The organism is Hydrotalea flava (assembly GCF_001623405.1).
GTDB classification, from domain to species: Bacteria; Bacteroidota; Bacteroidia; order Chitinophagales; family Chitinophagaceae; genus Hydrotalea; species Hydrotalea flava.
The window spans coordinates 164495-187382 of the sequence record NZ_LUHG01000039.1; the positions used below are offsets into that span (position 1 = coordinate 164495).

Sequence of the window (22888 nt, forward strand, 5' to 3'; positions counted from 1 at the left end):
ACAGATTGCTGTAAGTAAAGTAATCTGTTTTTTAAGAAAGAAGCGGAATATTATTGCAGCTCTGGTTTAGATTTTCCCCTGTGGCAAGTACTGCAGGTTACCACCTGAAGTTGAACACTATCAGCATGGGGAATTTGGCTCACATATTTTTCATTAATTTCCATCGTCATGCGCATCATATCACGAGCAATATCTTTTTTAGGGTTTTCATCACTGGCCGGATCCATTCTTCCTGGCTGAGTTTTAGAAGGCGCATGGCAAAAAGAACATTTAACTCCCAACGCCGCTTTAAATCCATCCATCACATGTTCCAAACTATCATGACTAATATTTTGTGGCAACACTTTTAAATTACGTGGCTTGGGTTGTGTAGGAATGGTAAAAGAAATAATGCCAATAGCCAATACAGATAGAATGGCTGAAAAAACAAAAAATTTTCTTTTGTGAAAATGCATAATCATTTTTTTGAATGATGCTAAAAATAAGGAATGCGATTTGAATTTGAAATTATTTTACATAAAATGTTCATTAAAATAAAAGAGGCTGCCTCAAAAGTTCGAGGCTGCCTCTTTTTATTCGGTAAGGGGGGTTGGAGAAAGTTTTCATTTAAGCCATTCTCAAACGCTTCATTTTACTTTTGAAACTTTCTCTTAACACTGTAATAAAAAAACTTAAATATGTAGCTATGATTTATAGGCCCCAACGATTGGTAAGCTTTTGTCTTAAAGCACGTTTTTTCTGATTTTGAATATGCCAAACTGTAGCAGCACTAATATGTGCTGATTTAGCAGGTACATGATTGCTTAAATTGGTAGCTACTGTTTCTTTTACTTCTGATACCAATTGGTTCAGATGTTCTTTTTCTAATTGCACTAATGAACTGTTTTGTTTGTTTTCCATAACATTATTATTAATTTTTTAAAATAAAGGTCATCAGCATGTGTATGCTTGCGGATGAAAACCAATAATCGTTAGAAGAAAATAGAATGGCAAGTTGCTTAATCCGTAAGTAGATGTTATGCTATTATACTCAATTGCGGGTGCAAAGGTACGACTATTTTTTATAACAACAATAATTTTAATTGATAAAAGCTTTGTTAATAACACTTTTAGGTGATTCTTCGAGTTTATTTAGCTCTTTCATATTGTTTAGGCCATTGAATAGATTCTTTAAAAATTTTTGCTGCGAAGAGTGGAAAGTATGGATTCCGCAATATTTCACGGGCCATAAAAACAAAATCTGCTTTTTGTTCCTGTAAAATATTTTCAGCCTGTTCCGCATTGGTTATTAAACCAACCGCTCCGGTTAATATGTGGGAGCCGGCTTTAATAGCTGCAGCAAAAGGCACCTGATATCCAGGCGCTACCGGAATTTTTGCATGTGCCACATTTCCACCGGAAGAACAATCTATAACATCCGCACCCCTTTCTTTCAGTATAGAAGCCAATACAATGGAATCATTTAATTGCCAGCCATTTTCAATCCAATCGGTAGCTGAAATGCGAACAAAAAGTGGCAAATCATTAGGCCATTCCTGCCGTACTGCATCAACAATTGCTAAGAGTAATTGAATTCTGTTTTCAAAACTTCCTCCATAAGCATCGGTACGTTGATTACTGTAGGGTGATAAAAACTGATGAATTAAATAGCCATGTGCTGCATGTATTTCAATTACTTTAAACCCTGCTTTTAAAGCACGCCGCGCTGCTGATTGAAATTGGGATACAACTTCCTGAATTTGTGGAACGGACAAAGCAATAACAGGAACCTGTTCTTCTTTAAATGGAATAGCACTGGGTGCTAATACTGGCCATCCGCCCTCTGTTTCACTTAGTTGCCTGCCTCCCAACCATGGGGCAACGCAACTGGCTTTACGGCCGGCATGCGCCAATTGAATACCGGGCACAGCACCCTGTTGGGTAATAAATGTGGTAATGCGTTGCAGCATGGCAATATGTTCATCTTTCCAAATGCCTAAATCACCCGGACTTATTCTTCCTTCCGGGCTCACTGCAGTTGCTTCTGTAAACACCAATCCTGCACCACCTACTGCTCTGCTGCCTAAATGTACTAAGTGCCAATCGTTTGCAAATCCATCTTCAGCAGAATATTGACACATGGGCGATACCACAATTCTATTCTTAAAATTGATAGATTGAATGCGAATAGGTTGAAATAAAGTCGACATATAAATATTTTATGGGTATAACACAAAAGCCCCTACGTTGTTGCAGGGGCTTTAGCTATTTTTTTGAAATAATAATTCAAACTATTTTACTTCTTCAAACTGAGCATCTTCTACTGTATCGCCTCCAGCCTGTTGGCCTGAAGCATTTTCAGTAGCATTTGCTTCAGCACCGCCCGGTTGTGCACCTGCAGCCTGAGCTTTATAAATTTCTTCGCTGGCGGCAGTCCATGCAGTATTTAAAGCAGCCATAGCTGTATCAAGATTGTTGATGTCTTGATTTTTATGTGCTTCTTTCAGCTTATTCAATGCTTCTTCAATTGGTGCTTTTTTATCAGCGGGCACTTTATCACCAAACTCTTTTAATTGTTTTTCAGTTTGGAAGATTAAGCTGTCAGCCTGATTTAATTTTTCAATTTTTTCTTTAGCTGCTTTATCTTCTGCTTCATGCGCTTTGGCCTCAGCTTTCATTTTTTCTACTTCTTCCTTGCTTAAACCACTGCCGGCCTCAATTCTGATTTTTTGTTCTTTTCCGGTGCCTTTGTCTTTTGCACTAACATGCAACATACCATTGGCATCAATATCAAAAGTTACTTCAATTTGCGGAACACCTCTTGGAGCCGGTGGTATGCCGTCTAAATTAAACATACCTAAACTCTTATTGTCTTTTGCCAGCGGACGCTCACCTTGTAATACATGAATTTGTACACCGGGTTGATTATCACTGGCAGTAGAGAACACTTCAGATTTTTTGGTAGGAATGGTAGTATTAGCAGGAATCATGGGTGTTAATACGCCCCCCATGGTTTCTATGCCTAAGGTTAATGGCGTTACGTCTAATAACAATACATCTTTTACTTCACCGGTTAAAACGGCACCTTGAATTGCAGCGCCTACAGCTACCACTTCATCCGGGTTAACACCCTTATTGGGTTTACGTCCAAAAAACTTTTCAACTATTTCCTGAACTTTAGGTATACGGGTTGAACCACCTACCAATATTACTTCATTAATTTGCGATGCAGTATATCCGGCATCTTTCAATGCAGCTTCACAGGGTTTTAAGCAACGTTCAAACAAACTATCTGATAATGCTTCAAATTTTGCACGTGTTAATTTCTTAACCAAATGTTTGGGAACGCCATCTACTGCAGTAATGTAAGGCAAGTTAATTTCAGTTTCTGAAGAAGAACTTAATTCAATTTTTGCCTTTTCGGCTGCTTCTTTTAAACGCTGTAAAGCCATGGGATCTTTTCTTAAATCAATAGCCTCATCTTTTTTAAACTCATCTGCCAACCAATCCATGATTACTTTATCAAAATCATCACCACCTAAGTGGGTATCTCCATTGGTTGATTTTACTTCAAAAACGCCATCGCCTAAATCTAAGATAGAGATATCGAAAGTACCGCCACCTAAGTCAAACACAGCAATTTTCATGTCGTGTTTTTTATCTAAACCGTATGCCAAAGCGGCAGCAGTAGGTTCATTTACAATACGGCGTACATTTAGTCCGGCAATTTCACCGGCTTCTTTGGTAGCCTGGCGTTGTGCATCGTTAAAATAAGCAGGTACGGTAATTACCGCTTCGGTAACTTCCTGCCCTAAATAATCTTCTGCAGTTTTCTTCATTTTTTGAAGAATCATGGCAGATATTTCCTGAGGTGTATATAATCGTCCGTCAATATCAATTCGAACGGTATTATTATCGCCTTTTACAACTTTGTAACTCCAGTGACTGATTTCTTCTGTTACTTCATCAAACCTTCTACCCATGAAACGTTTTACACTGGCAATGGTATTGTGAGGGTTAGTAATGGCCTGGCGTTTTGCAGGATCACCAACTTTACGCTCTCCATTCTTTAAAAAAGCCACAACAGAGGGTGTAGTTCTACGTCCTTCATCGTTCGCTATCACTACAGGCTCATTACCTTCCATAACGGCAACACAACTGTTGGTGGTACCTAAGTCTATTCCTATAATTTTTCCCATAATAAATAAATTTTATTGCTAAATACTAATTCAATTTTTGAATTCGTAAAACATTGGCAACGATTATGCCACTGACAGAAAAAGTGCAAAATTGTCAGCAAAAAAATAACCGGGGTAAATGGAGGCAGTCAATCTACTGAAGATACTGCTTTGAATGTATAATGTTTTTGAGAAAGATAACTAAACGCCACCACAAAAACGGTAGTAGCAATCTTAGCAGGCGTTGGATACCAGTGTAACACCTCTATAAACAACTTCAGAAAAACATAATTCAGCAACAGGCAGCCCATCACCACCATAAAATATTTACGCAATTGAACCGTTTTTTTTGCTTCGGTTTGTTGAAAAACTACATAACGACTTAAATAAAACCCAACCGGAAAAGTAACCGTAAAACTGAGAAGAAATGATGCAATGGGAGCTGAAATTAAAATAATTGGCGTTTGAACAGGCTTTTTTAAAAAAATATAGTTGTAGGCAATAAAAAACAAAGTAATATCGGTTAATGTATTAAACCCGCCACAGGCAGCATATCGAAAAGTTTGCAATGGCATAATTTTTTTAAACCAGGGATAAAACCAATCAATCAACTGTAACACCGAACCTCTTATATAATTGTGCATACGCCTCATAAACGGCGGCGAAGGTAGTATATAAATCCTTTAGATTTGCAGACTGAAAATGTTAATAATGCATATTGTAAACACCATCAAAGCACATACTTCAGCAGCACTGCAACAAATATTTCAATACACTACTAACCCCGATCAGGTATTGGTCAATGAAACCAAACCCGAATTTACCGGCGATTACACCATTGTATTATTTGCCTATATCAAACCATTAAAACTTTCGCCCGATCAAATTGGGGAACAAATAGCCAATTATTTCCTACAAAACCATGCCGACCTTTTTGCCAGCTTTAATGTAATAAAAGGATTTTTGAATTTAACCATTCAACCGGCATATTGGCAGCAATTTTTAGCCAATAACTGGCAAAATGTACAATTTGGTTTTGCAACACCCAAACAAGAAAAAATTTTGGTGGAATACTCCTCTCCCAATACCAATAAACCTTTACACCTGGGCCATTTACGCAATAATTTTTTAGGATGGGGCATTGCAGCCATTTTAGAAGCCAATGGATATGATGTAATTAAAACCTGCATTGTAAACGATAGGGGTATTCATATTTGTAAAAGTATGGTTGCCTGGTTAAAATTAGCCAATGGCGCTACTCCAGAAACTACCCATACCAAAGGCGATCATTTTGTGGGTAAATACTATGTTTTATTTAACGATTTATATAAAGCCGAAGTTGAAAGTTTAATAGCCGCCGGGCATAGCCGTGAATCGGCCGAAAAAAACGCACCTATTTTGCTGGAAGCACAGCAAATGCTGGTAGAATGGGAAGCCGGCAATAAGGAAGTAATTGCCTTATGGAAAAAAATGAATGAATGGGTTTACCGGGGATTTGATGAAACCTATCAAAAAATTGGCAGCGATTTTCAAAAAATTTACTATGAAAGCGAAACCTATATTCTGGGTAAAAAACTGGTAGAAGAAGGCTTGGCAAAAAAAATATTTTATACCAAAGAAGATGGCAGCGTTTGGATTGATTTAACCGCCGATGGACTGGATGAAAAAATTGTGCAACGTAAAGATGGCACTTCGGTTTATATAACGCAGGATATTGGGCTGGCCGAACAACGTGAAGCCGAATTTCACCCTTCAAAAACCATTTATGTAGTTGGCGATGAACAAAACTACCATTTTAAAGTACTGAAACTCATTTGTGAAAAATTAGGATTGCCCTCAGCGCAACAAATTTACCATTTAAGTTATGGTATGGTTGAGTTACCACATGGCAAAATGAAAAGCAGAGAAGGTACTGTGGTAGATGCAGATGATATTGTGGCAGAAATGATTAACATAGCCCGACAAAAAACAGAAGAACTTGGAAAAGTAAACGATTTTACACCAGAAGAATTAAAGCAATTATACCATACCATTGGGCTGGGCGCTTTAAAATTTTTTCTGTTACGGGTTGACCCGAAAAAGAAAATGATTTTTAATCCGGAAGAAAGCATTGATTTTCATGGTTTTACCGGCCCGTTCATACAGTATACCTATGCCAGAATTAAAAGCATTTTAAGAAAAATTGACCAACAGGAAGCGCTACAAAATACAAGTGCTACCAGCTTGCAATTAAGTGCACTTGAAATTGAATTAGCTAAATTATTAGAACAGTTTCCCGGGTTTATTGCCGATGCCGCCAATACACTCAACCCATCTGTTGTAGCCATTTATGTGTTCAATTTATCCAAAACATTCAATTCATTTTATGTAGATCATCCCATTGCACAGGAAACCAACCCCATGCAAAAACAGTATAGAATTCAATTGGCTACCTTAACAGCACATGTTATCAAAACATCCTTACAATTGCTGGGTATTCAGGTACCGGAAAGAATGTAGCAATCAAAATAATAATAGCCAAAAACTAAATTGCAGACAAACATTCAAATACTTATTTTTGCGCTCCTGAATACAATAGCTGCGGAGGTGGCGAAATTGGTAGACGCACTACTTTGAGGTGGTAGCGCCTTCATCGGCGTGGGAGTTCGAATCTCCTCTTCCGCACATTTTCTTCAAAACATACCAACCATTGTTTTAACCAACAGTGGTTTTTTTGTGTCTTTATTTTAATAGAAAGCAACCCACCACTTCCCGGCTCCTCTTGAATTATGTTTACATTTGTCCAGGAATAAAAAACAAGCATATATGTCATCTTTTATCATTACTTGTCCCAAATGCAATCATCAGTTCGAGCCCGGCGAATCAATCAGAGAAGAAATTCAAAACGAATTGCGTAAACAAATGGTGGAATGGCAAAAAACAAAAGATCAGGAATACAAAAACAAGGAGGCTACTCTTCAAAAACAATTAGAAAACAGAGAAATTGAATTTAATAAAATTTTAATTGAAGAAAAACAAAAATTACAAACAGAATTAGAAAACAGCATTCAACAACGCATTGCAGCAGACTTTGAAAACAAACTGCAATTGTTGCAAAAAAGCGAAATGGAAACCCGCGAAAAATTAAGAATTGCCAACGAAAAAGAAATTCAATTTTTACAAAAAGAACAAGCCTTACAGCAAAAAGAAACGGAATTAGAATTAACCATACAGCGAAAATTGTTAGATGAAAGAGAAAAAATAAAACATGAATTGCTGCAGGTAGAACAGGGAAAAATGAATTTAAAAGAAGAACAATACCAACTGCGGATGAAAGAATTAGAAAAACAAATTGAAGATCAAAAAAAGTTGGTAGATGAAATGAAACGCAGAGCCGAACAGGGCTCCATGCAATTACAAGGCGAAGTGCAGGAATTGTTGTTAGAAGATGTATTAAGAAACACCTTTCCTTTTGATGTGATTAGCGAAGTGGGCAAAGGGGTAAAAGGGGCAGATTGTATTCAAACCGTACGCAACCAAATGGCGAATACTTGCGGAAAAATAATTTATGAAAGCAAACGAACAAAAGATTTTAATAAAGAATGGATTGAAAAAATTAAAATAGACATGCGCAATTTAGGTGCCGATGTTGCAGTAATTGTAACACAGGCAATGCCAAAAGAAATGGACCGGTTTGGTGAAAAAGAGGGCATTTATATTTGTACTTTTTCAGAAGTGAGAACTGTAGCTTTACTTTTGAGAAATGCACTGATAAAAATTGCCGAAGCCAAAAAAAGCCAGGAAAACAAAGGTGAAAAAATGACAATGTTGTATGATTACCTTACCGGGGCCGAATTTGGCGAACAATGGAAAGCCATTAGTGAAGGATTCATGCAAATGAAACTTTCCATTCAACAGGAAAGAATTGCCATGGAAAAACTTTGGAAAGCCAGAGAAAAACAATTGGAAAAAGTATTGCTCAATGCTGCACATATTAAAGGTTCGGTAGAAGGTATTGCAGGCAGCGGAGCAGTAAACCTGAATTTAATTGACGATGAATCCAACCTCTTATTACCCGATTAAAATTGGATATGACAAAAGAAAGTATAGAAACCGCTGAAAACTTTTATAAACCCAGCAGAAAGAAACCAATTTATCCAATTCAAAAAGAATTAAGGCATTATTTAATGCGCTTTGGCAGAGAATTGCAATTGCCGGCTATATATAACGATTTAACCCGATTTACCTACACTTTACCCATTAAAGATAAAACTGGAAATGATACTTTTTGGGAAAGTGCTATTTATGATATGCGTGATTTGGAGTTTTTGAAAGAAAACTTAGTAAAAAATTATGCCATTTTAAAAACCAAAGGCGATTATAGTTTTATTAATCATTTAGATGTTGCAGGTATTGATTTTTGTTATTTTGGCAACAGTCAGCCTTTCCGAATAAGAATCATTAATAAGTTCAACGACAACCAGGATCACTATTATATTAAACAAGCAGATGCCAGCCGGGTATATGGACTTGAATTGGAACATTTGTTATCGCCTAACCGTATTACCTATTTTACCTGTAAAAACACATTAATTGAAGAACATATACCCGGTATACCAGGCGATAAATTTATTTCCAATTACTTACATGCACCTGATTTAAATGCTATTCGACTGGCGAAGGAATTTGTAAAATTTAATGAACGTTGTTTTACCCATTTATTGGGCGATATGCGCAGCTATAATTTTGTTGTGAATATTACACCCGATATTGAAGGTTATCAATACCGCATTAGAGCCATTGATTTTGATCAGCAATCCTATGAAGGAAGAAAAAACTTGTACCTGCCACAATTTTTTAAAGAAAATAATGCCTTTGTTGCTTTGGTAGCTAAGTATTTGAATAAAGAATCCATTTCGCAATACCAGGCTGAAGAAAAAACACTGATGGCTTTCAGGTTATCTTCCGCTAAATATAGAATCAAAGAATTATTGGATATTATGAGTAATGACATGATTTCAAAACCGGAAAAAATTAACCAGCTGAAACAAGAGTTGAGCGAACATTTTGAACAACCGGTATTCTTAAAAGCACATACAATGGGGCAAATTGTAAAAATGCAACTGAAACAAAACCTCAGAAAAAGTTTGGCTTTAATACCCAAGCAAGCTACTCCCGGAAAATCACTGTAATGCCGGCGTAGTAAGCCATACCAAACACAATTGTTGCAAAAAACGATAATGAAGTAATAAGGGTTGTGTTATATCCAGATTTTGAAAGTTGGCATGTAGGGTTTGTGTAATACTGTCTGTTGATTCAATACGCAACATTTCTTTAAAATCAATTTTACCCATCCCCCACCATTTATACATGGCTTCTTTGGCACTCCATAATAAAGTTGTGGTCGCAATTAAATCGCCACCATACCGAACAAATAAAAACTCATCGGGGTGCATGAATTTGGTACTAATGTTTACAATTTTTTCCTGAGGTATTTCAATATCAATTCCTACTCTTTCATTCCTGCTAACAATGGCCGCGGCATAATTACCACAATGCGAAATAGAAAAATGGTATTGTTCATCTGGTAAATAGGGCTTTCGGGTATCGGCTATTAAAATCTCATCATAAGGAAAATCATCAAATAAAAAAGGCAGTAAATATCTGCCAGCGGCATGTTGCAGCTGTTTATGTTTATGGGTAACTTTATGCTGAACAGGTATTTCTTTCAAAAAAAAATCCAATGATTCTGTTATTTGCCAAATGGCCAGTCGGGTATTTTCGTTAATATTTTGTTGATAAAACAAGGGCATAAAAAAAGGAATGGTTCTTCATGCAGAATTACGAATTATATTGCACTATACAATGTAATTAAAACAGGGATGGGTAATTGGCCATTACATAAAAATGCTTTGAATCAACCATTTAAATAGTCAACACACATGATTTTATCGGATACACGAATTTTGGAAGAGATGGAAAAAGGTACTATCAAAATTGTACCCTTCCAACAAGACTGTTTAGGGAGTAATAGTTATGATGTGCATCTGGGCAGTACTTTAGCCACATATAAAGACCATATTTTAGATGCAAAACTACACAACACAATAGAGTATTTTGAAATACCCGATGAAGGCTTTGTATTGTATCCGCATATATTTTATTTGGGTGTTACTGCTGAATATACCGAAACCCATGCTCATGTGCCATTTTTGGAAGGCAAATCATCCACCGGACGGCTTGGTATAGATATACATGCCACTGCAGGTAAAGGAGATGTTGGATTTTGTGGCAACTGGACACTTGAAATTTCAGTAAAACAACCGGTTAAAATATATAAGGGAATGCCTATTGGTCAATTAATATATTTTCCTGTTGAAGGTGATATTGCTGTGAAATACAACCAAAAATTAAATGCAAAATACAGCCACCAACCCAATAAGCCCATTGAAAGTATGATGTGGAAAAACAGTTTTTAGTTGAACATATAAATAGCTCCGTTCAATATGGCTGCAAAACTTACCCAGGCAATATATGGTATTCATAACCACGCTGCCCACTTTTGAACTGAAGCGCTATAAATGATGGTCAGTAAAATAAACAACCGCATCAATAGTATTTCTGCAAACGCCCATCCGGTTTTATGCAAATAAAAAAATATAAATGACCAGACAATATTCAGCAAGAATTGTATAACAAACAATAATATAGCCTTTTGCTTTTTAGGTGAAGCAGCACTATTCCAAAGCAAATAAAAAGAAACGCCCATAGAGGCATATAAAAATGTCCACACCGGAGCAAACAAACCATTGGGCAGATTAATAAAGGGTTTATTCAAATGGGCATACCAATTTGCAATTTGTGGTGCAGTAACAATGCCACCTGCTGCCCCTAAAACCATAATAGTAATGAGTGCAACAATGAATTTTAAAGCATTAAATTTTTTTATATTTTTTTTGAAAAGCTATTAACAAACCCACTACTTCATTATAACTGTTAATACCGTTCTTTTGTTGATTCGCTCTTAAATAAACATCATACAAATCCATTATCTGTGGGGCAATACTGTTTTGTTCCTGCATAAAAAACCGATTGACACGCTTAAAATCATTTCTAACCAAGGTATCTAAAGCCGGAGTAGCATCCGGGAAGGTATTTCTCAGCAATAATTCATTGTATACATATTTATACAATTCACTATAACAGGAATAAGCAACATAGGCATTTCCAGATTCTCTGGCAACCAAATAGCCTACAAAATTGGCTTCTTCTTCACCGGCATAACCAATTTGATGTGCCATTTCATGCAATACAGTGTAAGGAATTAATATGCGGGGCATATCGGCCCTTATCTGTGCTTCGCCGGTAAAGGGATTATAATATCCCCCCCATCCAAAATATTTTGCCCAAGGTGTAAACAAACTGTTTTTAATACTTCGGTAACGGTAATGAATAAATGGATACTGTTTTGAAGCCTGTTGATAGTATGTTGGTGCCTGCCGATATAAAGTTATTAAATCAGGAGATGGCAATATTGAATCATGACCTATTTGTTGTCTTAGGCTGTTTAACTTTACAGCTAAACTGTCTCGCAACACACACAATTCATCATTTGTATAAGGATTTACCTGTAAATGTAGCTGATAAGCAATACCCAATCGATGATAATTCAATCCCCAACTCAACATAAACCAGACATAGGCAACCACAACAATTTTCAATAAATTTTTCAGTATTAACCAAATTTGTGCACCATTTTTTCGAACCAGGCAGATTTTTATCAATCGAATAACTGAATAACACAAATAAAGACCTATTAAAATATACAAAACATCACCCAAACTAAATAGCAACCAGCCGGTTAACCATCTTAATATTTGGGCATACCCAACATATAGGCGCGTACTGTATAGTTTTTCAACAAAATTTGGGTAAAATGTGGCGAATTGAATACTACCAATTAGAATAATGAGAACATTCCAGATAAAATTTTGCTTTACCAAAAACTGTTTATTGCTTAATTTCATTATCAATTTACTGGGTCACTGAATATGGTATAATAATTTCCTTTTGCTCTTTCAATACGATATTGTACCTTTGCCCACCCTAAAAAACAAACCATGAGCCATAACAGGGAATTTGAAATAGCTTTTGTTGGGTTGAAACCAGGGCTTCATGTTTTTGAATATAGGGTTGAAGATAAGTTCTTTACAGCTTATGGGCATCAGGATTTTACCAATTGCAATGCAAATATCAAACTAAGCCTCGATAAAAAGAATGGCTTTATGCAATTGAAATTTGATATTGATGGCACGGTAGATATTCAATGCGACCGGTGTGGCAACCCACTAACCAAACTACTTTGGGATGAATTTAATATTGTAGTGAAAATGGTGGAAGAACCTGATTTAATGAATCATCAGGAAGAAGACCCGGATGTATTTTATATTGGCAAAGGTGAAAGTCATTTGCTGATTGCAGACTGGATTTATGAATTCATTAATCTTTGTTTGCCCATTCAAAACATGTGTAACCCCGATGAATACGGCGGAACATTATGTAATAAGGTTGTTTTAGAACAACTCAAAAAAATGGAAGAACAGGTCAATAACGGAAACAATCCCCTATGGAAGGGATTGGATCAAATAAAAGGTTTAGAATAATTTTTTGAAAGTATAAATTTTAGGTTATGCCCAATCCAAAACGCAGACATTCTCAACAACGTAGTGCAAAAAGAAGAACACATTACATTGCAGAAACCGTTACTTTAAGTAAAGACACCACTACCGGTGAAACGCATGTACGCCATCGTGCACATGTAAGTGAAGGTAAATTGTATTACAAAGGAAAATTAGTAGCTGAAAAAGCACCCTTAAAAGCTTAATTTTCTATTACATAAATGCATACTGCTACTTGTTTTGTAACGAATAGCAGCTTTTTTTGTTTTTATCAATACCTTTACTGAAACATATATTGTCTACAAACCATACAGTAGTAGATTTTCAGCAATATAATATTCATCAACGTTTAAACGTTTAGCCACACAGAGTTCCATAACAGGCATTTCTTGTTGAGCAATAAAACAGACTGAATCAAATGAATATAGGAATAGATTTAATGGGTGGAGATTATGCTCCTTTAGAAGCTGTACAGGGCATTCAAGCGTACTTGCATTCCGGTAATTATCCGCATAAAAATAATATTACCATCACAGCCATTGGTAACGAGGCGACGATAGCTCCTTTATTATCTGTCCACGAATTAAATCACATTCCTGTTATTCATGCAGATGAAGTAATTGGATATCACGAACATCCCACCAAAGCTTTAAAAGAAAAAACCAAAAGTTCAATAGCCATTGGTTTTCATTTGCTGGCAACCCAAAAAATTGATGCTTTTATCAGTGCCGGTAATACCGGTGCCATGCTCGTAGGGGCACTTTTTAGCATTAAAGCCATAGAAGGGGTAATTAGGCCCACCATTGCTACTATTATTCCGAAAGTAAATGGCGGAACAGGTGTTTTACTAGATGTTGGTTTAAATGCAGATTGTAAACCTGAACATCTGGATCAGTTTGCAGTTTTAGGTAGTTTATATGCGCAACATATTCTGCATATTGAGCAACCTAAAGTTGGTTTGTTGAATGTTGGCGAAGAAGAAGGAAAGGGAAATATTATAGCGCAAACTACTTACCCACTCTTAAAAAATAATCCACACATTCAATTTGCAGGAAATGTGGAAGGTAGAGATTTATTTGAAGATAAAGCAGATATTATTGTATGCGACGGCTTTACCGGCAATGTAGTATTAAAATTAGCCGAAAGTTTTTATGATATTGCTTGTAAAAGAAATTTACAGAATGATGCCTATATACAACGCTTTCATTACGAAAATTATGGAGGCACGCCTGTTTTAGGTGTTTCAAAACCGGTTATTATTGGGCACGGCATTAGCAATGCAAAAGCTTTTGCCAATATGATTGATGTAGCTGAAAAAATGATTGAAACAGAACTCTGCAAAAAAATACAAGCTAGTTTTAAAGTAGGTTGAAATTGCTTTTGCCAACCATACCATTAAACCACTTAAAAAACCTATTATATTATCCCTTTCCCATTGGCAAGGCTGTTTCTGGTTGATTGTTACCTGATAGATAAATGGTTTGCGATGGATAGGCGAATTCTATCCCCTCTTTTTCAAATTTTTCAAAAATAGCCAAGTTAACGGCCTGCACAGTATTCATATACACCAAATAATCAGGTGTTTCAGTATAATACACATATTCAAAATTGATAGAAAAATCGCCAAATGATTTTAAATGCGCTCTATCAAAAGTAGCGCCGGCAGTTGTAACAATTTCTTTTAATATTTCTGGCAGGTTACGTAATTGGGTTGCATTGGTTTGATACACTACTCCAATTGAATTTACTACTCTACGCCGTTCCATCCTTTTATAATTATGTATGGTAGATTTCACCAATTCTGCATTGGGCATTACCAATTGCTGACCATCTAAACTTCTGAGATGAGAGGTTTTGATTCCAATTCTTTCAATCACCCCACTGGTATTCCCTACCACAATAAAATCACCAATTTCAAAAGGTTTATCAAAGAAAATAACCAGATAACTAAATAAATCACTCAAAATATTCTGTGCAGCCAATGCTATGGCAATACCTCCAACCCCTAAACCTGCAATAATGGTGGTAACATTGTACCCCAAATTGTCTAATAACATAATAAACCCGGCACCCCAAATCAACACTTTTATGAGTACCAAAACGCCGTTTAATTGTTTGATACGTTCTTCAGGTTCATTTTTTAAGTGCATGTACAACAATACCAAACTGTGCAATAAATAATTAATTAATCGAACTGCGTAATAAACTGTAATTACAGAAAGGCCCGCTGATAATATATGCTCAATTTTTGGGGAGAGTGTTAGTGCAGTAATTATGGTATAATTAATAAAAAGGTAAGCGTACGGAATTACAAATCTCTCTGCCGCTAACACTATTTGATCATCAAATTTGTTTTCGGTTTTGCTGGTTATATTCTGTAATAACCGAATGAGGTACCGCTTAAAAAATTTAAGCAACAACCAAATCAATAACATCCATCCTGCCACAATGAAATAATCCAATACAGTATTTTTCCAATAAATTTGTTGCATAAAGTCTTGCATAGTTAATTTCATTGTTTTGTTAAAAAATACAGCTATTTCATCCATCAATGATGAATCCCTCAATAACTGCGAGCATTCATTTTAGTGTTTAAATCATGTATTAAATCGGACCTGCTGTAACTAATTTCCCTGCTTGTTCAATAAAAGCTGCAGTGCATTAGGACCTTCACAACAAATTAAATCGATACAACTTAAATTTTTTTGGAAGCCAATTTTCGCTTCAAAAACTTGTGGATAATAAACAGGTTGTTCAATATTTTGGAAATTATTAGGGCTAAACCTGTTTCGGTAATCTGTTACAAAATTAGGGTATTGTGGTAAAAAGCTATCAGTATACGTCAAATTGACAGAAAATTTTAAACACTGAATTGCCCATTGTAAAGTAGCCAGATTCAGTTCAAACAGCAAAGCGTATTCCTGAAAAATTACTTCACGAAGTGAAGCGGCATAATATTCAAAAAAGGGAGAACGATTGTAACAAGACACAATGGTTCGCCAATGTTGTTGCTGCCATTTGGAACGATAGTCAATTTTAACCAACTTAAATAATCCTTTTTGATCCCGTCCTTTAAGAACAGGAACTGTTAAGCCAATTAGTCCATTAGCCCCGGCAACCATACTCCGGTTGCGAAAACTCATTTTTTGCCAGTTATCGCATACTTCAATTTTAACATTTGAAAAAATAAGTAAAGCTTTAAGTAATTCAACGTTTATAAAATATTGATTATCAATTATTAATGTTAATTTATGATTCATTTATTCATATAATTTAATTTTGTGTAAATATTGTTGTTTTTAGCATTGAATTACCTATTTTTTATTTTGAATAAATAATTATAAATAATTTATAAACAAGTATTTATGTTTATTTTTGTCAACTAAATTTTATAGCTCTAAATTTTTCAAACGAGTATTGAAAAAAATCTAAATTGTTTAGCATCAAAAATAAGTCAAATTTTCTTTCAATTGCGTAACTGAAATTTTTGACTACTTTTCATGCAAAATTGTATAGCGTGAAAAATACCGTACTCCTATCCTTTTGCATTTTCCTGTTTTGGAGTTGCCAGCAACCTCAGGCCTTTGTTTTTCGATCTATCCAAAATGTTGCTATGCTGCCAACAGCAAAAGATTCAATCGGCGTTCGATTGAATCTGGCATTTACCAACCCGAATAATTTTAATGTGGTACTAAAAAAAGTAGAGGGAAATATTTTTGTGAACGGCAATTTTATTGGCCATTATTGTTTAGATACTTTATTAAAAATTGCCAAAAAGTCAGCTTTTGAATTACCGGCTGCAATCACCATTTCTAAACAAGTACTTTACAAAAATGCCTGGAACAGCCTTTTGCAAAAAGAAGTTTTGCTGGAAGTAAAAGGGTCCAGTAAAGTGGGCAAATCGGGAATTTTCATCAATTTGCCGTTCGATTATAAAGGGAACCAGCGCATTCCTTTTTTCTAAAAAACTATTGTATGGGTTGTATATGGCAGGGTTTTCCTTTTTTCGGGCCGCCCCCATCTGCAGCTCGTTTACAAATAGGCGGTAATTTTTGATAGGCAACCGGTTCTGCTTTTTCATCATCGGCATCAAATCCGGCATTATTTAGAGCCGTTTTAATATCATCCACAGAAACCCTGTCGGGTATGTATTGCACCCTGATTTCGCCGGCCAATAAATTTATCTTCCACTGTACCATCCCTTTTTGCATGTTGGCATTGTTTTCAATAATCAGATATTTATCCAGCCGCTCTTTACATTGCCAGCATTTTAAATTATCAGATTTAATGGTAACCCATTGCGGCCTTGCGGCCATTACCTGACTTTGGGCGGAATGAACAATTAAACCCAAAACAAAAACAAGTGCAATTTTTTTAAGCATAATACGAAAATTTAGATGTGTACATTAACCTTATTATTGTTGCCAGTTGGCTGGATCTGTTCTCCAATTTAGCAATAATTGTTCAGTTGAGGCATCTACCAGCTTTTTTTGGATAGCTACATCAATTAAAACGCTATAATTGGTTAACGAGCGATATACTATTCCAGCTTCTTTAAAAGCTGTTGCTGCTGCTTCAAAACCATAAGTAAATATAGATACCATCCCTACTACTTCCATGCCTGCATCCTGCAGTACTTTTACCACCTGCAAACTACTTTTTCCGGTAGATATCAAATCTTCTACCACCACCACTTTTTTGCCGGGCAGTACAGCACCTTCTATCTGATTGCCCAACCCATGTTCCTTTGGTTTAGGGCGAACATATAAAAATGGTAATTTTAACTGATCGGCTGCCATAGCCCCCCAGGCTATTCCGGCAGTAGCTACTCCGGCAATGGCCTCAGCAGCATCAAATTCACTAAACAATACATTACACAGTTCACTTTTTATAAAATCACGTTCATAGGGATAAGAAAGTATCTTTCTGTTATCGCAATAAATTGGACTTTTCCACCCACTGGCCCAGGTAAAGGGCTGGTTTGGGCTTAATTGTATGGCTTTAATCTGCACTAATTTTTCGGCAACAGCCCGTTCGTTTGTTTGCATATTTACATTCATTTATTCGCAAAAATCAATCAAATTTTACGCTAAATTAAGCTTAGCCCGCCACGATGAAATATTTTACCTTGCATAATATTATTCACATTCTATCAATAAAGGAGATATGAAAAAGAAAATTATAGCCGGTGGCGGATTGATTACCAATGAAGATGATGCAGTTTTAATGATTTACAGAAGCGGTAAATGGGATTTACCCAAAGGCAAGAAAGAAGAAAATGAAACTATTGAAGCTTGTGCACTTCGTGAAATAACTGAAGAAACCGGCTTACAAAATTTGTTAATTGAAGCTGAAATTACTGTTACAGTGCATGAATATATTGATCCATTTTCAAGAGAAGCCATTGAAAAGCACACCCATTGGTTTAAAATGCAAGCCAGTAAAAAGGAAAAATTAGTGCCCCAAAGTATTGAAGATATTGTTGAAGTGAAATGGATTGAGCGCAACGAATTAAATACTTATGTAAAAGAAACTTATCCCACTTTAATAGAAGTATTTCAAAAAGCCGGTTATCTGAATTAGTGTTTTTTAAGAATAGCTACCGTTAACCGGCTGATGCAAATTAATTGATGCTTTACATTCGTTATACGGATATCCCAAACATGTGTAGTGGCTCCAATATGCAAAGGCGAACAGATTCCGGTAACAAATCCTTCTTTTACCCCTTTTAAATGATTGGCATTAATTTCAATGCCCACGCAAATTTGCTTATCCGGATCGATAATGAGTGCAGAAGCAACGCTTCCCAACGTTTCGGCCAATGCTGCGGATGCGCCGCCATGTAATAAACCATATGGCTGGCGGGTATTTTGATTAACGGGCATGGTAGCTTTCAGATAATCACTACCTACTTCTGTAAATTCAATACCCAACACCTCGCCCATGGTATTTTTACCAAGGCTATTTAAGTCAGCAATACTAAGCTGTTCAAGGTACCAGATGTGCTTTCTCACTGAATTAATGATTAATGGTTGCAATCACTTCATCGGGTAAAAAAGGGGCAGCATTTCCGCCATTTTTTAAAATATCGCGAACAATAGTAGATGCTACAGATGTATATTTTGGTTCGCCGGTTAAAAAAATGGTTTCAATATTCCGATTCATTGTTCTGTTGGCATCTGCAATTGATTTTTCGTATTCAAAATCGCTAACAAAACGAATACCCCTTAAAATAAAACGGGCACCAAGGGTAGTACAAAAGTCGATGGTAAGGCCTTCGTAACAAATACTTTCTACTTTGGGTTCATTTTTATAAATGGCTTTAAACCAAGCCATACGTTGTGCTGCTGAAAACATTGGATTTTTTGCGGCATTAATACCTATACCAACAAAAATTTTATCAAATAATGGTAATGCCCGGTTAATAATATCCACATGTCCTAAGGTTACCGGATCAAAAGTTCCAGGAAAAAGACAGATTCTTTGCATAGCATCATTTTTTTCTGAACAAGAATATCTACTCTTTTTCAGTGTTAAGCATTACGGTTCGATAATAAATATAAAGCAGCCATACGCACCGCTACCCCATTTTCTACCTGGTGTAAAATTATTGAAAAGGGGCCATCAGCCACATCGCTATCTAACTCAACACCGCGATTAATAGGTCCTGGGTGCATAATCACAATTTCTTTACCCAAATTTTCTAATAACCGGCGATTAATGCCATAGCTTAAATTGTATTCCCGCAATGATGAAAACAAGGGTTGATTTTGCCGTTCTAATTGGATGCGTAACACATTGGCCACATCGCACCACTGCAAAGCTTCTTTTAAACTGTAGGTAACCTTTACACCTAAAGCAGTTGTAATATAAGGTGGAATTAATGTTGGAGGCCCGGCTACCATTACCTCTGCTCCCATTTTGTTCAATAAATAAATATTGCTCAATGCTACACGGCTGTGCATGATATCACCAATTATGGCCACTTTTAAACCTTTTAAAGAACCAAATTTTTCAGTCATGGAAAAGGCATCTAAAAGGGCTTGTGTTGGATGTTCATTGATACCATCACCGGCATTAATAATAGCTGCGGGAATATGGCGGGCTAAAAAATGGGGGGCACCACTGGCGCTATGGCGCATCACCACCATATCCACCTTCATACTTAAAATATTATTCACCGTATCTAATAGTGTTTCACCTTTTGCAGCCGATGAACCACTGGCAGTAAAATTGATGGTATCTGCACTGAGCCTTTTTTCAGCCAATTCAAAAGAGATACGTGTACGGGTAGAATTTTCGTAAAATAAATTTACAATGGTGATGTCTCGAAGAGAAGGAACTTTTTTTACCGGCCGCTGCAATACCTCTTTAAATTGTGTTGCAGTATGCAGAATAAGTTCAATATCTTCTTTATGAAGATCCTTAATACCAAGGAGATGTTTGGTAGATAGTGCCATTAAAAAGCGAAGATAATGTTTTCACAAATTAGCTGTCTAATAATTCTACATATTCCTGTTCATCTGTTTCTAACCAATGTACTTTTACCTTTTGGGAAACAATGGTATCAATAGATCGGCCAACATAATCGGGCTGTATCGGAAATTCTCTGCTGAATCTTCTGTCAATCAATACACATAAAGCTACTTTGGCCGGCCTACCAAAATCAACCAATGCATCTAAGGCAGCTCTAATTGTTCTCCCGGTATACAGCACATCATCTATCAGTATTACATTTTTGTTTTCAATATTAAAAAGGATATCTGTTTTATTGGCACGGTGCAATTCTTTTCGAATATCATCCCTGTAAAAAGTAATATCTAATTTTCCATAATGAAATGTTTGTTGTGGCAATAATTGCTGCAATGCCTGCGCTATTTTATTGCTTAAAAAAACCCCACGGGGCTGTAAACCTATCAACACAGTATCCTGCAAATCGGGATAATCTTCTCTAATTTGGCAAGCCAAACGTTGAACGGTTAAATGTAATTGCTCTTTTGCTAGTATTGTTTTCAAACCCTGCTATTTTTTTATAAAAGTACGTGTTTCAATTTATCCTGCTTATTTTGCAAATCTATCATGCTTTATTTGAAGAAGATATCATTATTTCAATTTAAAAATTACGGCAGTAACAGTTGGGAGTTTACTGAGGCTGTAACCGGGATATGCGGACCAAATGGTACCGGTAAAACCAATTTGCTGGATGCAATTTATTATTTGTGTTTTACCAAAAGTTATTTTGCCCGACAGGATACATTTTCAGTTCAGCAAGGTAAAAAGGGTATGCGTTTGGAAGGTTTGTTCGAAAATAATAATCAATTTTTTGAAACTGTTGCCATTTTGCGGGAGAATAATAAAAAAGAATTTTTATTAGATCAGGAAACTTATAAAAAATTTTCTGAACATATTGGCCGGTTTCCCTGTGTAATGATTGCGCCCGATGATGCTGCAATTGTTGTAGGACTGAGCGAAGAAAGACGAAGGCTGATTGATACCATTTTATCACAATACAATGCTACTTATTTAGAAGCACTGATTCAATACAATAAATTACTACAACAACGCAACAGTTTATTGAAACAAATAGCCGATACCGGGCAGCACGATATTACTTTGTTGGAAGCCATTGATACCCAGTTTGTGTATTATGGCAGCATTATTTACCAACACAGAAAAAAATTCACTACTGAATTCATTCCAAAAATTTTGGAAAACTATCAATTAATTGCAGGTAGCGATGATGGTATTTCAATCAGCTACATCAGCCAATTGAATGAAAACAGTTTTAAAGATTTACTGAAGGCTTCGTTACAAAAAGATATGCTGTTACAAAGAACCAATTCCGGCATTCATAAAGATGATCTTGAAATAACCATGCAGGAAAACAGTTTTAAAAACAGGGCATCACAGGGGCAGAGAAAAACATTGTTGTTAGCCATTAAACTGGCAGAATTTTCTGTTTTAAAAGAACAAAAAAAAGTTGCTCCCATTATGTTACTGGATGATGTGTTTGAAAAATTAGATGAGCAACGAATGCATCAGTTATTTTATATAGTTTGTGTACAGGAAAACTGTCAGGTATTTATTACGGATACGCATGCCGAAAGGCTCAGCAATTATTTAAAAAAAATGCAGGTAAATTTTAGTTTAATTACATTATAACCAAAGTATCTTTACAGCATGGGAGAATTTAGTATTGGAGATGCACTCCATCAGTTTGTAAATAAAAGCAATTTACGCAATGGGCTGAGAGCCGTTCAAATTACCCAAATTTGGGAAGAAGTGATGGGTAAAACAATTGCTAAGTACACTACAAAAATAGAGATTATTAATAATACATTATTTGTATATACGCCTGTAGGCCCATTAAAAAATGAGTTGCAATATCAAAAAAGCCAAATTATTGAACGTATTAACGAGGCGTTGCAGGAAAAACTTATTACTGAAGTAGTTATTCGCTAACTCCAATATTAAGTATAGGTATAATCTTCCTTATGCTTTAAATGTTGTTCTTCTGCAGTTTCCTTTAAAATGTCATAAATACTTAGAACACCTAAAAATTTATGCCCTTTAAAAACCGGCAGATACAAAATCTGGAAACTGTTCATTAATTCCATGCAACGTTCTGTACTATCTTCCGGTGCAACAATCGGGAAATCTTTTATCAAAATATCTTTTACAAAAGTTTTTTCCGGACGCAGTCCGTTCAATGCAATTTTATGCAGGCAGTCTTTTTCACAAACAATACCTTTATACTGGTCATCATCCGTAACAATAACATAACTAACATTCGCCACCTTCATTAAAACAAGCGCTTCCAGAACAGTTGCTTTACTGCTAATATAATTAAATTTAGCAGTTTGTTTTTCTAACAATTCATGTACATTTTTCATACGTAAGAATTTGTTTCATTACATGCGGCATTCATAAATAAATATATATATATATATATTATTATTTTATAAAATAAAAATATATAAGTATAGGATTTGTTTAAAAACCACATGTAAGAAGGTGATTGCAGAATTGCATGATAAAGGTAGTAAAAACGATTATGGAAGAAATGATAAAAAT

28 protein-coding genes and 1 tRNA gene are annotated in these 22888 nt (G+C 35.8%); 12 read left to right on the forward strand and 17 right to left on the reverse strand.

All coding sequences use genetic code 11. The features are described from left to right. Positions 1–50 precede the first annotated feature (50 nt). The 5 genes from A0F92_RS02610 to A0F92_RS02630 form a co-directional block, all read right to left on the reverse strand. Positions 51–455: a c-type cytochrome gene (locus A0F92_RS02610; RefSeq protein ID WP_068241597.1), complete on the reverse strand. Its 405-nt coding sequence runs from the start codon at positions 453–455 to the stop codon at positions 51–53. Between the two features lie 235 nt (positions 456–690). After that, positions 691–900 carry a hypothetical protein gene (locus A0F92_RS02615; RefSeq protein WP_068241358.1) on the reverse strand — a complete coding sequence of 70 codons (210 nt, stop codon included), beginning with the start codon at positions 898–900 and terminating at the stop codon, positions 691–693. Between the two features lie 227 nt (positions 901–1127). After that, positions 1128–2189, reverse strand: a complete 1062-nt coding sequence (gene namA, locus A0F92_RS02620; RefSeq protein WP_068241360.1) for an NADPH dehydrogenase NamA — start codon at positions 2187–2189, stop codon at positions 1128–1130. Between the two features lie 81 nt (positions 2190–2270). Next, on the reverse strand, positions 2271–4178 hold the full coding sequence (gene dnaK, locus A0F92_RS02625) for a molecular chaperone DnaK (protein WP_068241361.1): 1908 nt from the start codon (positions 4176–4178) through the stop codon (positions 2271–2273). A 128-nt stretch (positions 4179–4306) separates the two neighbouring features. Continuing rightward, positions 4307–4801, reverse strand: coding sequence for a GtrA family protein (locus A0F92_RS02630; RefSeq protein ID WP_253810087.1), 495 nt, complete (start codon positions 4799–4801; stop codon positions 4307–4309). Between the two features lie 67 nt (positions 4802–4868). Between A0F92_RS02630 and argS the strand changes: the two genes are divergently transcribed. From argS to A0F92_RS02650, 4 genes are all read left to right on the forward strand, one after another. Beyond that, positions 4869–6656 carry an arginine--tRNA ligase gene (gene argS / locus A0F92_RS02635; RefSeq protein ID WP_068241365.1) on the forward strand — a complete coding sequence of 596 codons (1788 nt, stop codon included), beginning with the start codon at positions 4869–4871 and terminating at the stop codon, positions 6654–6656. Positions 6657–6737: 81 nt separating this feature from the next. Then, positions 6738–6821: transfer RNA gene (locus tag A0F92_RS02640), tRNA-Leu, on the forward strand. A gap of 141 nt (positions 6822–6962) precedes the next feature. Then, the gene (locus A0F92_RS02645) at positions 6963–8219 is read left to right on the forward strand and encodes a DUF2130 domain-containing protein (RefSeq protein ID WP_068241367.1); all 1257 of its coding nucleotides are present in this window, start codon (positions 6963–6965) and stop codon (positions 8217–8219) included. A gap of 8 nt (positions 8220–8227) precedes the next feature. Further along, positions 8228–9328 carry a hypothetical protein gene (locus A0F92_RS02650; RefSeq protein WP_068241369.1) on the forward strand — a complete coding sequence of 367 codons (1101 nt, stop codon included), beginning with the start codon at positions 8228–8230 and terminating at the stop codon, positions 9326–9328. On the opposite strand, the gene A0F92_RS02655 is transcribed toward A0F92_RS02650, so the two are convergent. Beyond that, entirely contained in the window at positions 9320–9949 is a 630-nt protein-coding gene (locus A0F92_RS02655) for a 4'-phosphopantetheinyl transferase family protein (protein WP_068241371.1), read from the reverse strand. The two genes, A0F92_RS02650 and A0F92_RS02655, sit on opposite strands and share 9 nt — an antisense overlap. A 129-nt stretch (positions 9950–10078) precedes the next feature. On the opposite strand from A0F92_RS02655, the gene dcd reads away from it, so the two are divergent. Then, positions 10079–10615, forward strand: coding sequence for a dCTP deaminase (dcd, locus tag A0F92_RS02660; protein ID WP_068241373.1), 537 nt, complete (start codon positions 10079–10081; stop codon positions 10613–10615). 62 nt (positions 10616–10677) lie between these two features. On the opposite strand, the gene A0F92_RS02665 is transcribed toward dcd, so the two are convergent. Beyond that, the gene (locus A0F92_RS02665; protein ID WP_167516760.1) at positions 10678–11037 is read right to left on the reverse strand and encodes a TspO/MBR family protein; all 360 of its coding nucleotides are present in this window, start codon (positions 11035–11037) and stop codon (positions 10678–10680) included. Positions 11038–11071: 34 nt separating this feature from the next. Continuing rightward, positions 11072–12139: a DUF3810 domain-containing protein gene (locus A0F92_RS02670; RefSeq protein WP_167516761.1), complete on the reverse strand. Its 1068-nt coding sequence runs from the start codon at positions 12137–12139 to the stop codon at positions 11072–11074. A 117-nt stretch (positions 12140–12256) separates the two neighbouring features. Here A0F92_RS02670 and A0F92_RS02675 point away from each other — a divergent pair, with 117 nt between their 5' ends. The 3 genes from A0F92_RS02675 to plsX all read left to right on the forward strand — a co-directional run bounded on the left by A0F92_RS02675 (position 12257) and on the right by plsX (position 14186). Then, on the forward strand, positions 12257–12799 hold the full coding sequence (locus A0F92_RS02675; protein ID WP_068241378.1) for a YceD family protein: 543 nt from the start codon (positions 12257–12259) through the stop codon (positions 12797–12799). 26 nt (positions 12800–12825) lie between these two features. Continuing rightward, a complete protein-coding gene (rpmF, locus tag A0F92_RS02680) occupies positions 12826–13020 on the forward strand; it encodes a 50S ribosomal protein L32 (protein WP_068241381.1) in 195 nt (64 codons plus the stop codon). Positions 13021–13232: 212 nt separating this feature from the next. After that, on the forward strand, positions 13233–14186 hold the full coding sequence (gene plsX / locus A0F92_RS02685; protein ID WP_068241383.1) for a phosphate acyltransferase PlsX: 954 nt from the start codon (positions 13233–13235) through the stop codon (positions 14184–14186). A gap of 49 nt (positions 14187–14235) precedes the next feature. Here plsX and A0F92_RS02690 read toward each other — a convergent pair whose 3' ends face one another. Together A0F92_RS02690 and A0F92_RS02695 are read right to left on the reverse strand one after the other, a co-directional pair. Then, the gene (locus A0F92_RS02690; RefSeq protein ID WP_167516762.1) at positions 14236–15318 is read right to left on the reverse strand and encodes a mechanosensitive ion channel family protein; all 1083 of its coding nucleotides are present in this window, start codon (positions 15316–15318) and stop codon (positions 14236–14238) included. 120 nt (positions 15319–15438) lie between these two features. Further along, positions 15439–15957 carry a WbqC family protein gene (locus tag A0F92_RS02695; RefSeq protein WP_167516763.1) on the reverse strand — a complete coding sequence of 173 codons (519 nt, stop codon included), beginning with the start codon at positions 15955–15957 and terminating at the stop codon, positions 15439–15441. A gap of 470 nt (positions 15958–16427) precedes the next feature. Between A0F92_RS02695 and A0F92_RS02700 the strand changes: the two genes are divergently transcribed. Continuing rightward, complete coding sequence (locus A0F92_RS02700; protein WP_068241388.1) at positions 16428–16778, forward strand: NDR1/HIN1-like protein; 351 nt, start codon at positions 16428–16430, stop codon at positions 16776–16778. A gap of 4 nt (positions 16779–16782) precedes the next feature. Here the strand turns inward: A0F92_RS02700 and A0F92_RS02705 are convergent, their stop codons facing one another. Together A0F92_RS02705 and pyrE are read right to left on the reverse strand one after the other, a co-directional pair. After that, complete coding sequence (locus A0F92_RS02705; RefSeq protein ID WP_068241391.1) at positions 16783–17196, reverse strand: heavy-metal-associated domain-containing protein; 414 nt, start codon at positions 17194–17196, stop codon at positions 16783–16785. A 33-nt stretch (positions 17197–17229) separates the two neighbouring features. Then, entirely contained in the window at positions 17230–17862 is a 633-nt protein-coding gene (gene pyrE / locus A0F92_RS02710) for an orotate phosphoribosyltransferase (RefSeq protein WP_068241601.1), read from the reverse strand. A gap of 118 nt (positions 17863–17980) precedes the next feature. On the opposite strand from pyrE, the gene A0F92_RS02715 reads away from it, so the two are divergent. Next, positions 17981–18397 carry an NUDIX hydrolase gene (locus tag A0F92_RS02715; protein WP_068241393.1) on the forward strand — a complete coding sequence of 139 codons (417 nt, stop codon included), beginning with the start codon at positions 17981–17983 and terminating at the stop codon, positions 18395–18397. Here the strand turns inward: A0F92_RS02715 and A0F92_RS02720 are convergent. From A0F92_RS02720 to pyrR, 4 genes are read right to left on the reverse strand one after another with little or no spacing between them, the layout of a single operon-like run. Next, positions 18394–18828, reverse strand: a complete 435-nt coding sequence (locus tag A0F92_RS02720) for a hotdog fold thioesterase (RefSeq protein ID WP_253810089.1) — start codon at positions 18826–18828, stop codon at positions 18394–18396. The two genes, A0F92_RS02715 and A0F92_RS02720, sit on opposite strands and share 4 nt — an antisense overlap. A gap of 4 nt (positions 18829–18832) precedes the next feature. Continuing rightward, on the reverse strand, positions 18833–19303 hold the full coding sequence (coaD, locus tag A0F92_RS02725) for a pantetheine-phosphate adenylyltransferase (protein WP_068241395.1): 471 nt from the start codon (positions 19301–19303) through the stop codon (positions 18833–18835). 44 nt (positions 19304–19347) lie between these two features. Next, positions 19348–20274 (reverse strand): aspartate carbamoyltransferase catalytic subunit, encoded by a 927-nt coding sequence (locus tag A0F92_RS02730; RefSeq protein WP_068241398.1) that lies wholly within the window; start codon positions 20272–20274, stop codon positions 19348–19350. 28 nt (positions 20275–20302) lie between these two features. Continuing rightward, positions 20303–20830 carry a bifunctional pyr operon transcriptional regulator/uracil phosphoribosyltransferase PyrR gene (gene pyrR / locus A0F92_RS02735; RefSeq protein ID WP_068241400.1) on the reverse strand — a complete coding sequence of 176 codons (528 nt, stop codon included), beginning with the start codon at positions 20828–20830 and terminating at the stop codon, positions 20303–20305. 63 nt (positions 20831–20893) lie between these two features. Between pyrR and recF the strand changes: the two genes are divergently transcribed. Together recF and A0F92_RS02745 are read left to right on the forward strand one after the other, a co-directional pair. Beyond that, on the forward strand, positions 20894–21976 hold the full coding sequence (gene recF / locus A0F92_RS02740; protein ID WP_068241402.1) for a DNA replication/repair protein RecF: 1083 nt from the start codon (positions 20894–20896) through the stop codon (positions 21974–21976). 18 nt (positions 21977–21994) lie between these two features. Continuing rightward, the gene (locus A0F92_RS02745) at positions 21995–22276 is read left to right on the forward strand and encodes a DUF721 domain-containing protein (RefSeq protein WP_068241404.1); all 282 of its coding nucleotides are present in this window, start codon (positions 21995–21997) and stop codon (positions 22274–22276) included. 8 nt (positions 22277–22284) lie between these two features. Here the strand turns inward: A0F92_RS02745 and A0F92_RS02750 are convergent, their stop codons facing one another. Next, positions 22285–22707, reverse strand: a complete 423-nt coding sequence (locus A0F92_RS02750; protein ID WP_068241406.1) for a CBS domain-containing protein — start codon at positions 22705–22707, stop codon at positions 22285–22287. Positions 22708–22888 lie beyond the last annotated feature (181 nt).

Excerpts from the sequence above, each read along its gene's own strand:
- A0F92_RS02610 (WP_068241597.1), bottom strand. The coding sequence starts at position 455 with ATGCATTTTCACAAAAGAAAATTTTTTGTTTTTTCAGCCATTCTATCT.
- argS (WP_068241365.1), top strand. The coding sequence starts at position 4,869 with ATGCATATTGTAAACACCATCAAAGCACATACTTCAGCAGCACTGCAA.
- dcd (WP_068241373.1), top strand. The coding sequence starts at position 10,079 with ATGATTTTATCGGATACACGAATTTTGGAAGAGATGGAAAAAGGTACT.
- A0F92_RS02705 (WP_068241391.1), bottom strand. The coding sequence starts at position 17,196 with ATGCTTAAAAAAATTGCACTTGTTTTTGTTTTGGGTTTAATTGTTCAT.
- coaD (WP_068241395.1), bottom strand. The coding sequence starts at position 19,303 with ATGCAAAGAATCTGTCTTTTTCCTGGAACTTTTGATCCGGTAACCTTA.
- dnaK (WP_068241361.1), bottom strand. The coding sequence starts at position 4,178 with ATGGGAAAAATTATAGGAATAGACTTAGGTACCACCAACAGTTGTGTT.
- plsX (WP_068241383.1), top strand. The coding sequence starts at position 13,233 with ATGAATATAGGAATAGATTTAATGGGTGGAGATTATGCTCCTTTAGAA.
- A0F92_RS02690 (WP_167516762.1), bottom strand. The coding sequence starts at position 15,318 with ATGCAAGACTTTATGCAACAAATTTATTGGAAAAATACTGTATTGGAT.
- A0F92_RS02665 (WP_167516760.1), bottom strand. The coding sequence starts at position 11,037 with ATGGTTTTAGGGGCAGCAGGTGGCATTGTTACTGCACCACAAATTGCA.
- A0F92_RS02650 (WP_068241369.1), top strand. The coding sequence starts at position 8,228 with ATGACAAAAGAAAGTATAGAAACCGCTGAAAACTTTTATAAACCCAGC.
- A0F92_RS02615 (WP_068241358.1), bottom strand. The coding sequence starts at position 900 with ATGGAAAACAAACAAAACAGTTCATTAGTGCAATTAGAAAAAGAACAT.
- recF (WP_068241402.1), top strand. The coding sequence starts at position 20,894 with ATGCTTTATTTGAAGAAGATATCATTATTTCAATTTAAAAATTACGGC.
- A0F92_RS02745 (WP_068241404.1), top strand. The coding sequence starts at position 21,995 with ATGGGAGAATTTAGTATTGGAGATGCACTCCATCAGTTTGTAAATAAA.
- pyrE (WP_068241601.1), bottom strand. The coding sequence starts at position 17,862 with ATGCAAACAAACGAACGGGCTGTTGCCGAAAAATTAGTGCAGATTAAA.
- A0F92_RS02630 (WP_253810087.1), bottom strand. The coding sequence starts at position 4,801 with ATGCACAATTATATAAGAGGTTCGGTGTTACAGTTGATTGATTGGTTT.
- A0F92_RS02750 (WP_068241406.1), bottom strand. The coding sequence starts at position 22,707 with ATGAAAAATGTACATGAATTGTTAGAAAAACAAACTGCTAAATTTAAT.
- A0F92_RS02675 (WP_068241378.1), top strand. The coding sequence starts at position 12,257 with ATGAGCCATAACAGGGAATTTGAAATAGCTTTTGTTGGGTTGAAACCA.
- A0F92_RS02655 (WP_068241371.1), bottom strand. The coding sequence starts at position 9,949 with ATGCCCTTGTTTTATCAACAAAATATTAACGAAAATACCCGACTGGCC.
- rpmF (WP_068241381.1), top strand. The coding sequence starts at position 12,826 with ATGCCCAATCCAAAACGCAGACATTCTCAACAACGTAGTGCAAAAAGA.
- A0F92_RS02645 (WP_068241367.1), top strand. The coding sequence starts at position 6,963 with ATGTCATCTTTTATCATTACTTGTCCCAAATGCAATCATCAGTTCGAG.
- A0F92_RS02700 (WP_068241388.1), top strand. The coding sequence starts at position 16,428 with ATGCTGCCAACAGCAAAAGATTCAATCGGCGTTCGATTGAATCTGGCA.
- A0F92_RS02715 (WP_068241393.1), top strand. The coding sequence starts at position 17,981 with ATGAAAAAGAAAATTATAGCCGGTGGCGGATTGATTACCAATGAAGAT.
- namA (WP_068241360.1), bottom strand. The coding sequence starts at position 2,189 with ATGTCGACTTTATTTCAACCTATTCGCATTCAATCTATCAATTTTAAG.
- A0F92_RS02730 (WP_068241398.1), bottom strand. The coding sequence starts at position 20,274 with ATGGCACTATCTACCAAACATCTCCTTGGTATTAAGGATCTTCATAAA.
- A0F92_RS02695 (WP_167516763.1), bottom strand. The coding sequence starts at position 15,957 with ATGAGTTTTCGCAACCGGAGTATGGTTGCCGGGGCTAATGGACTAATT.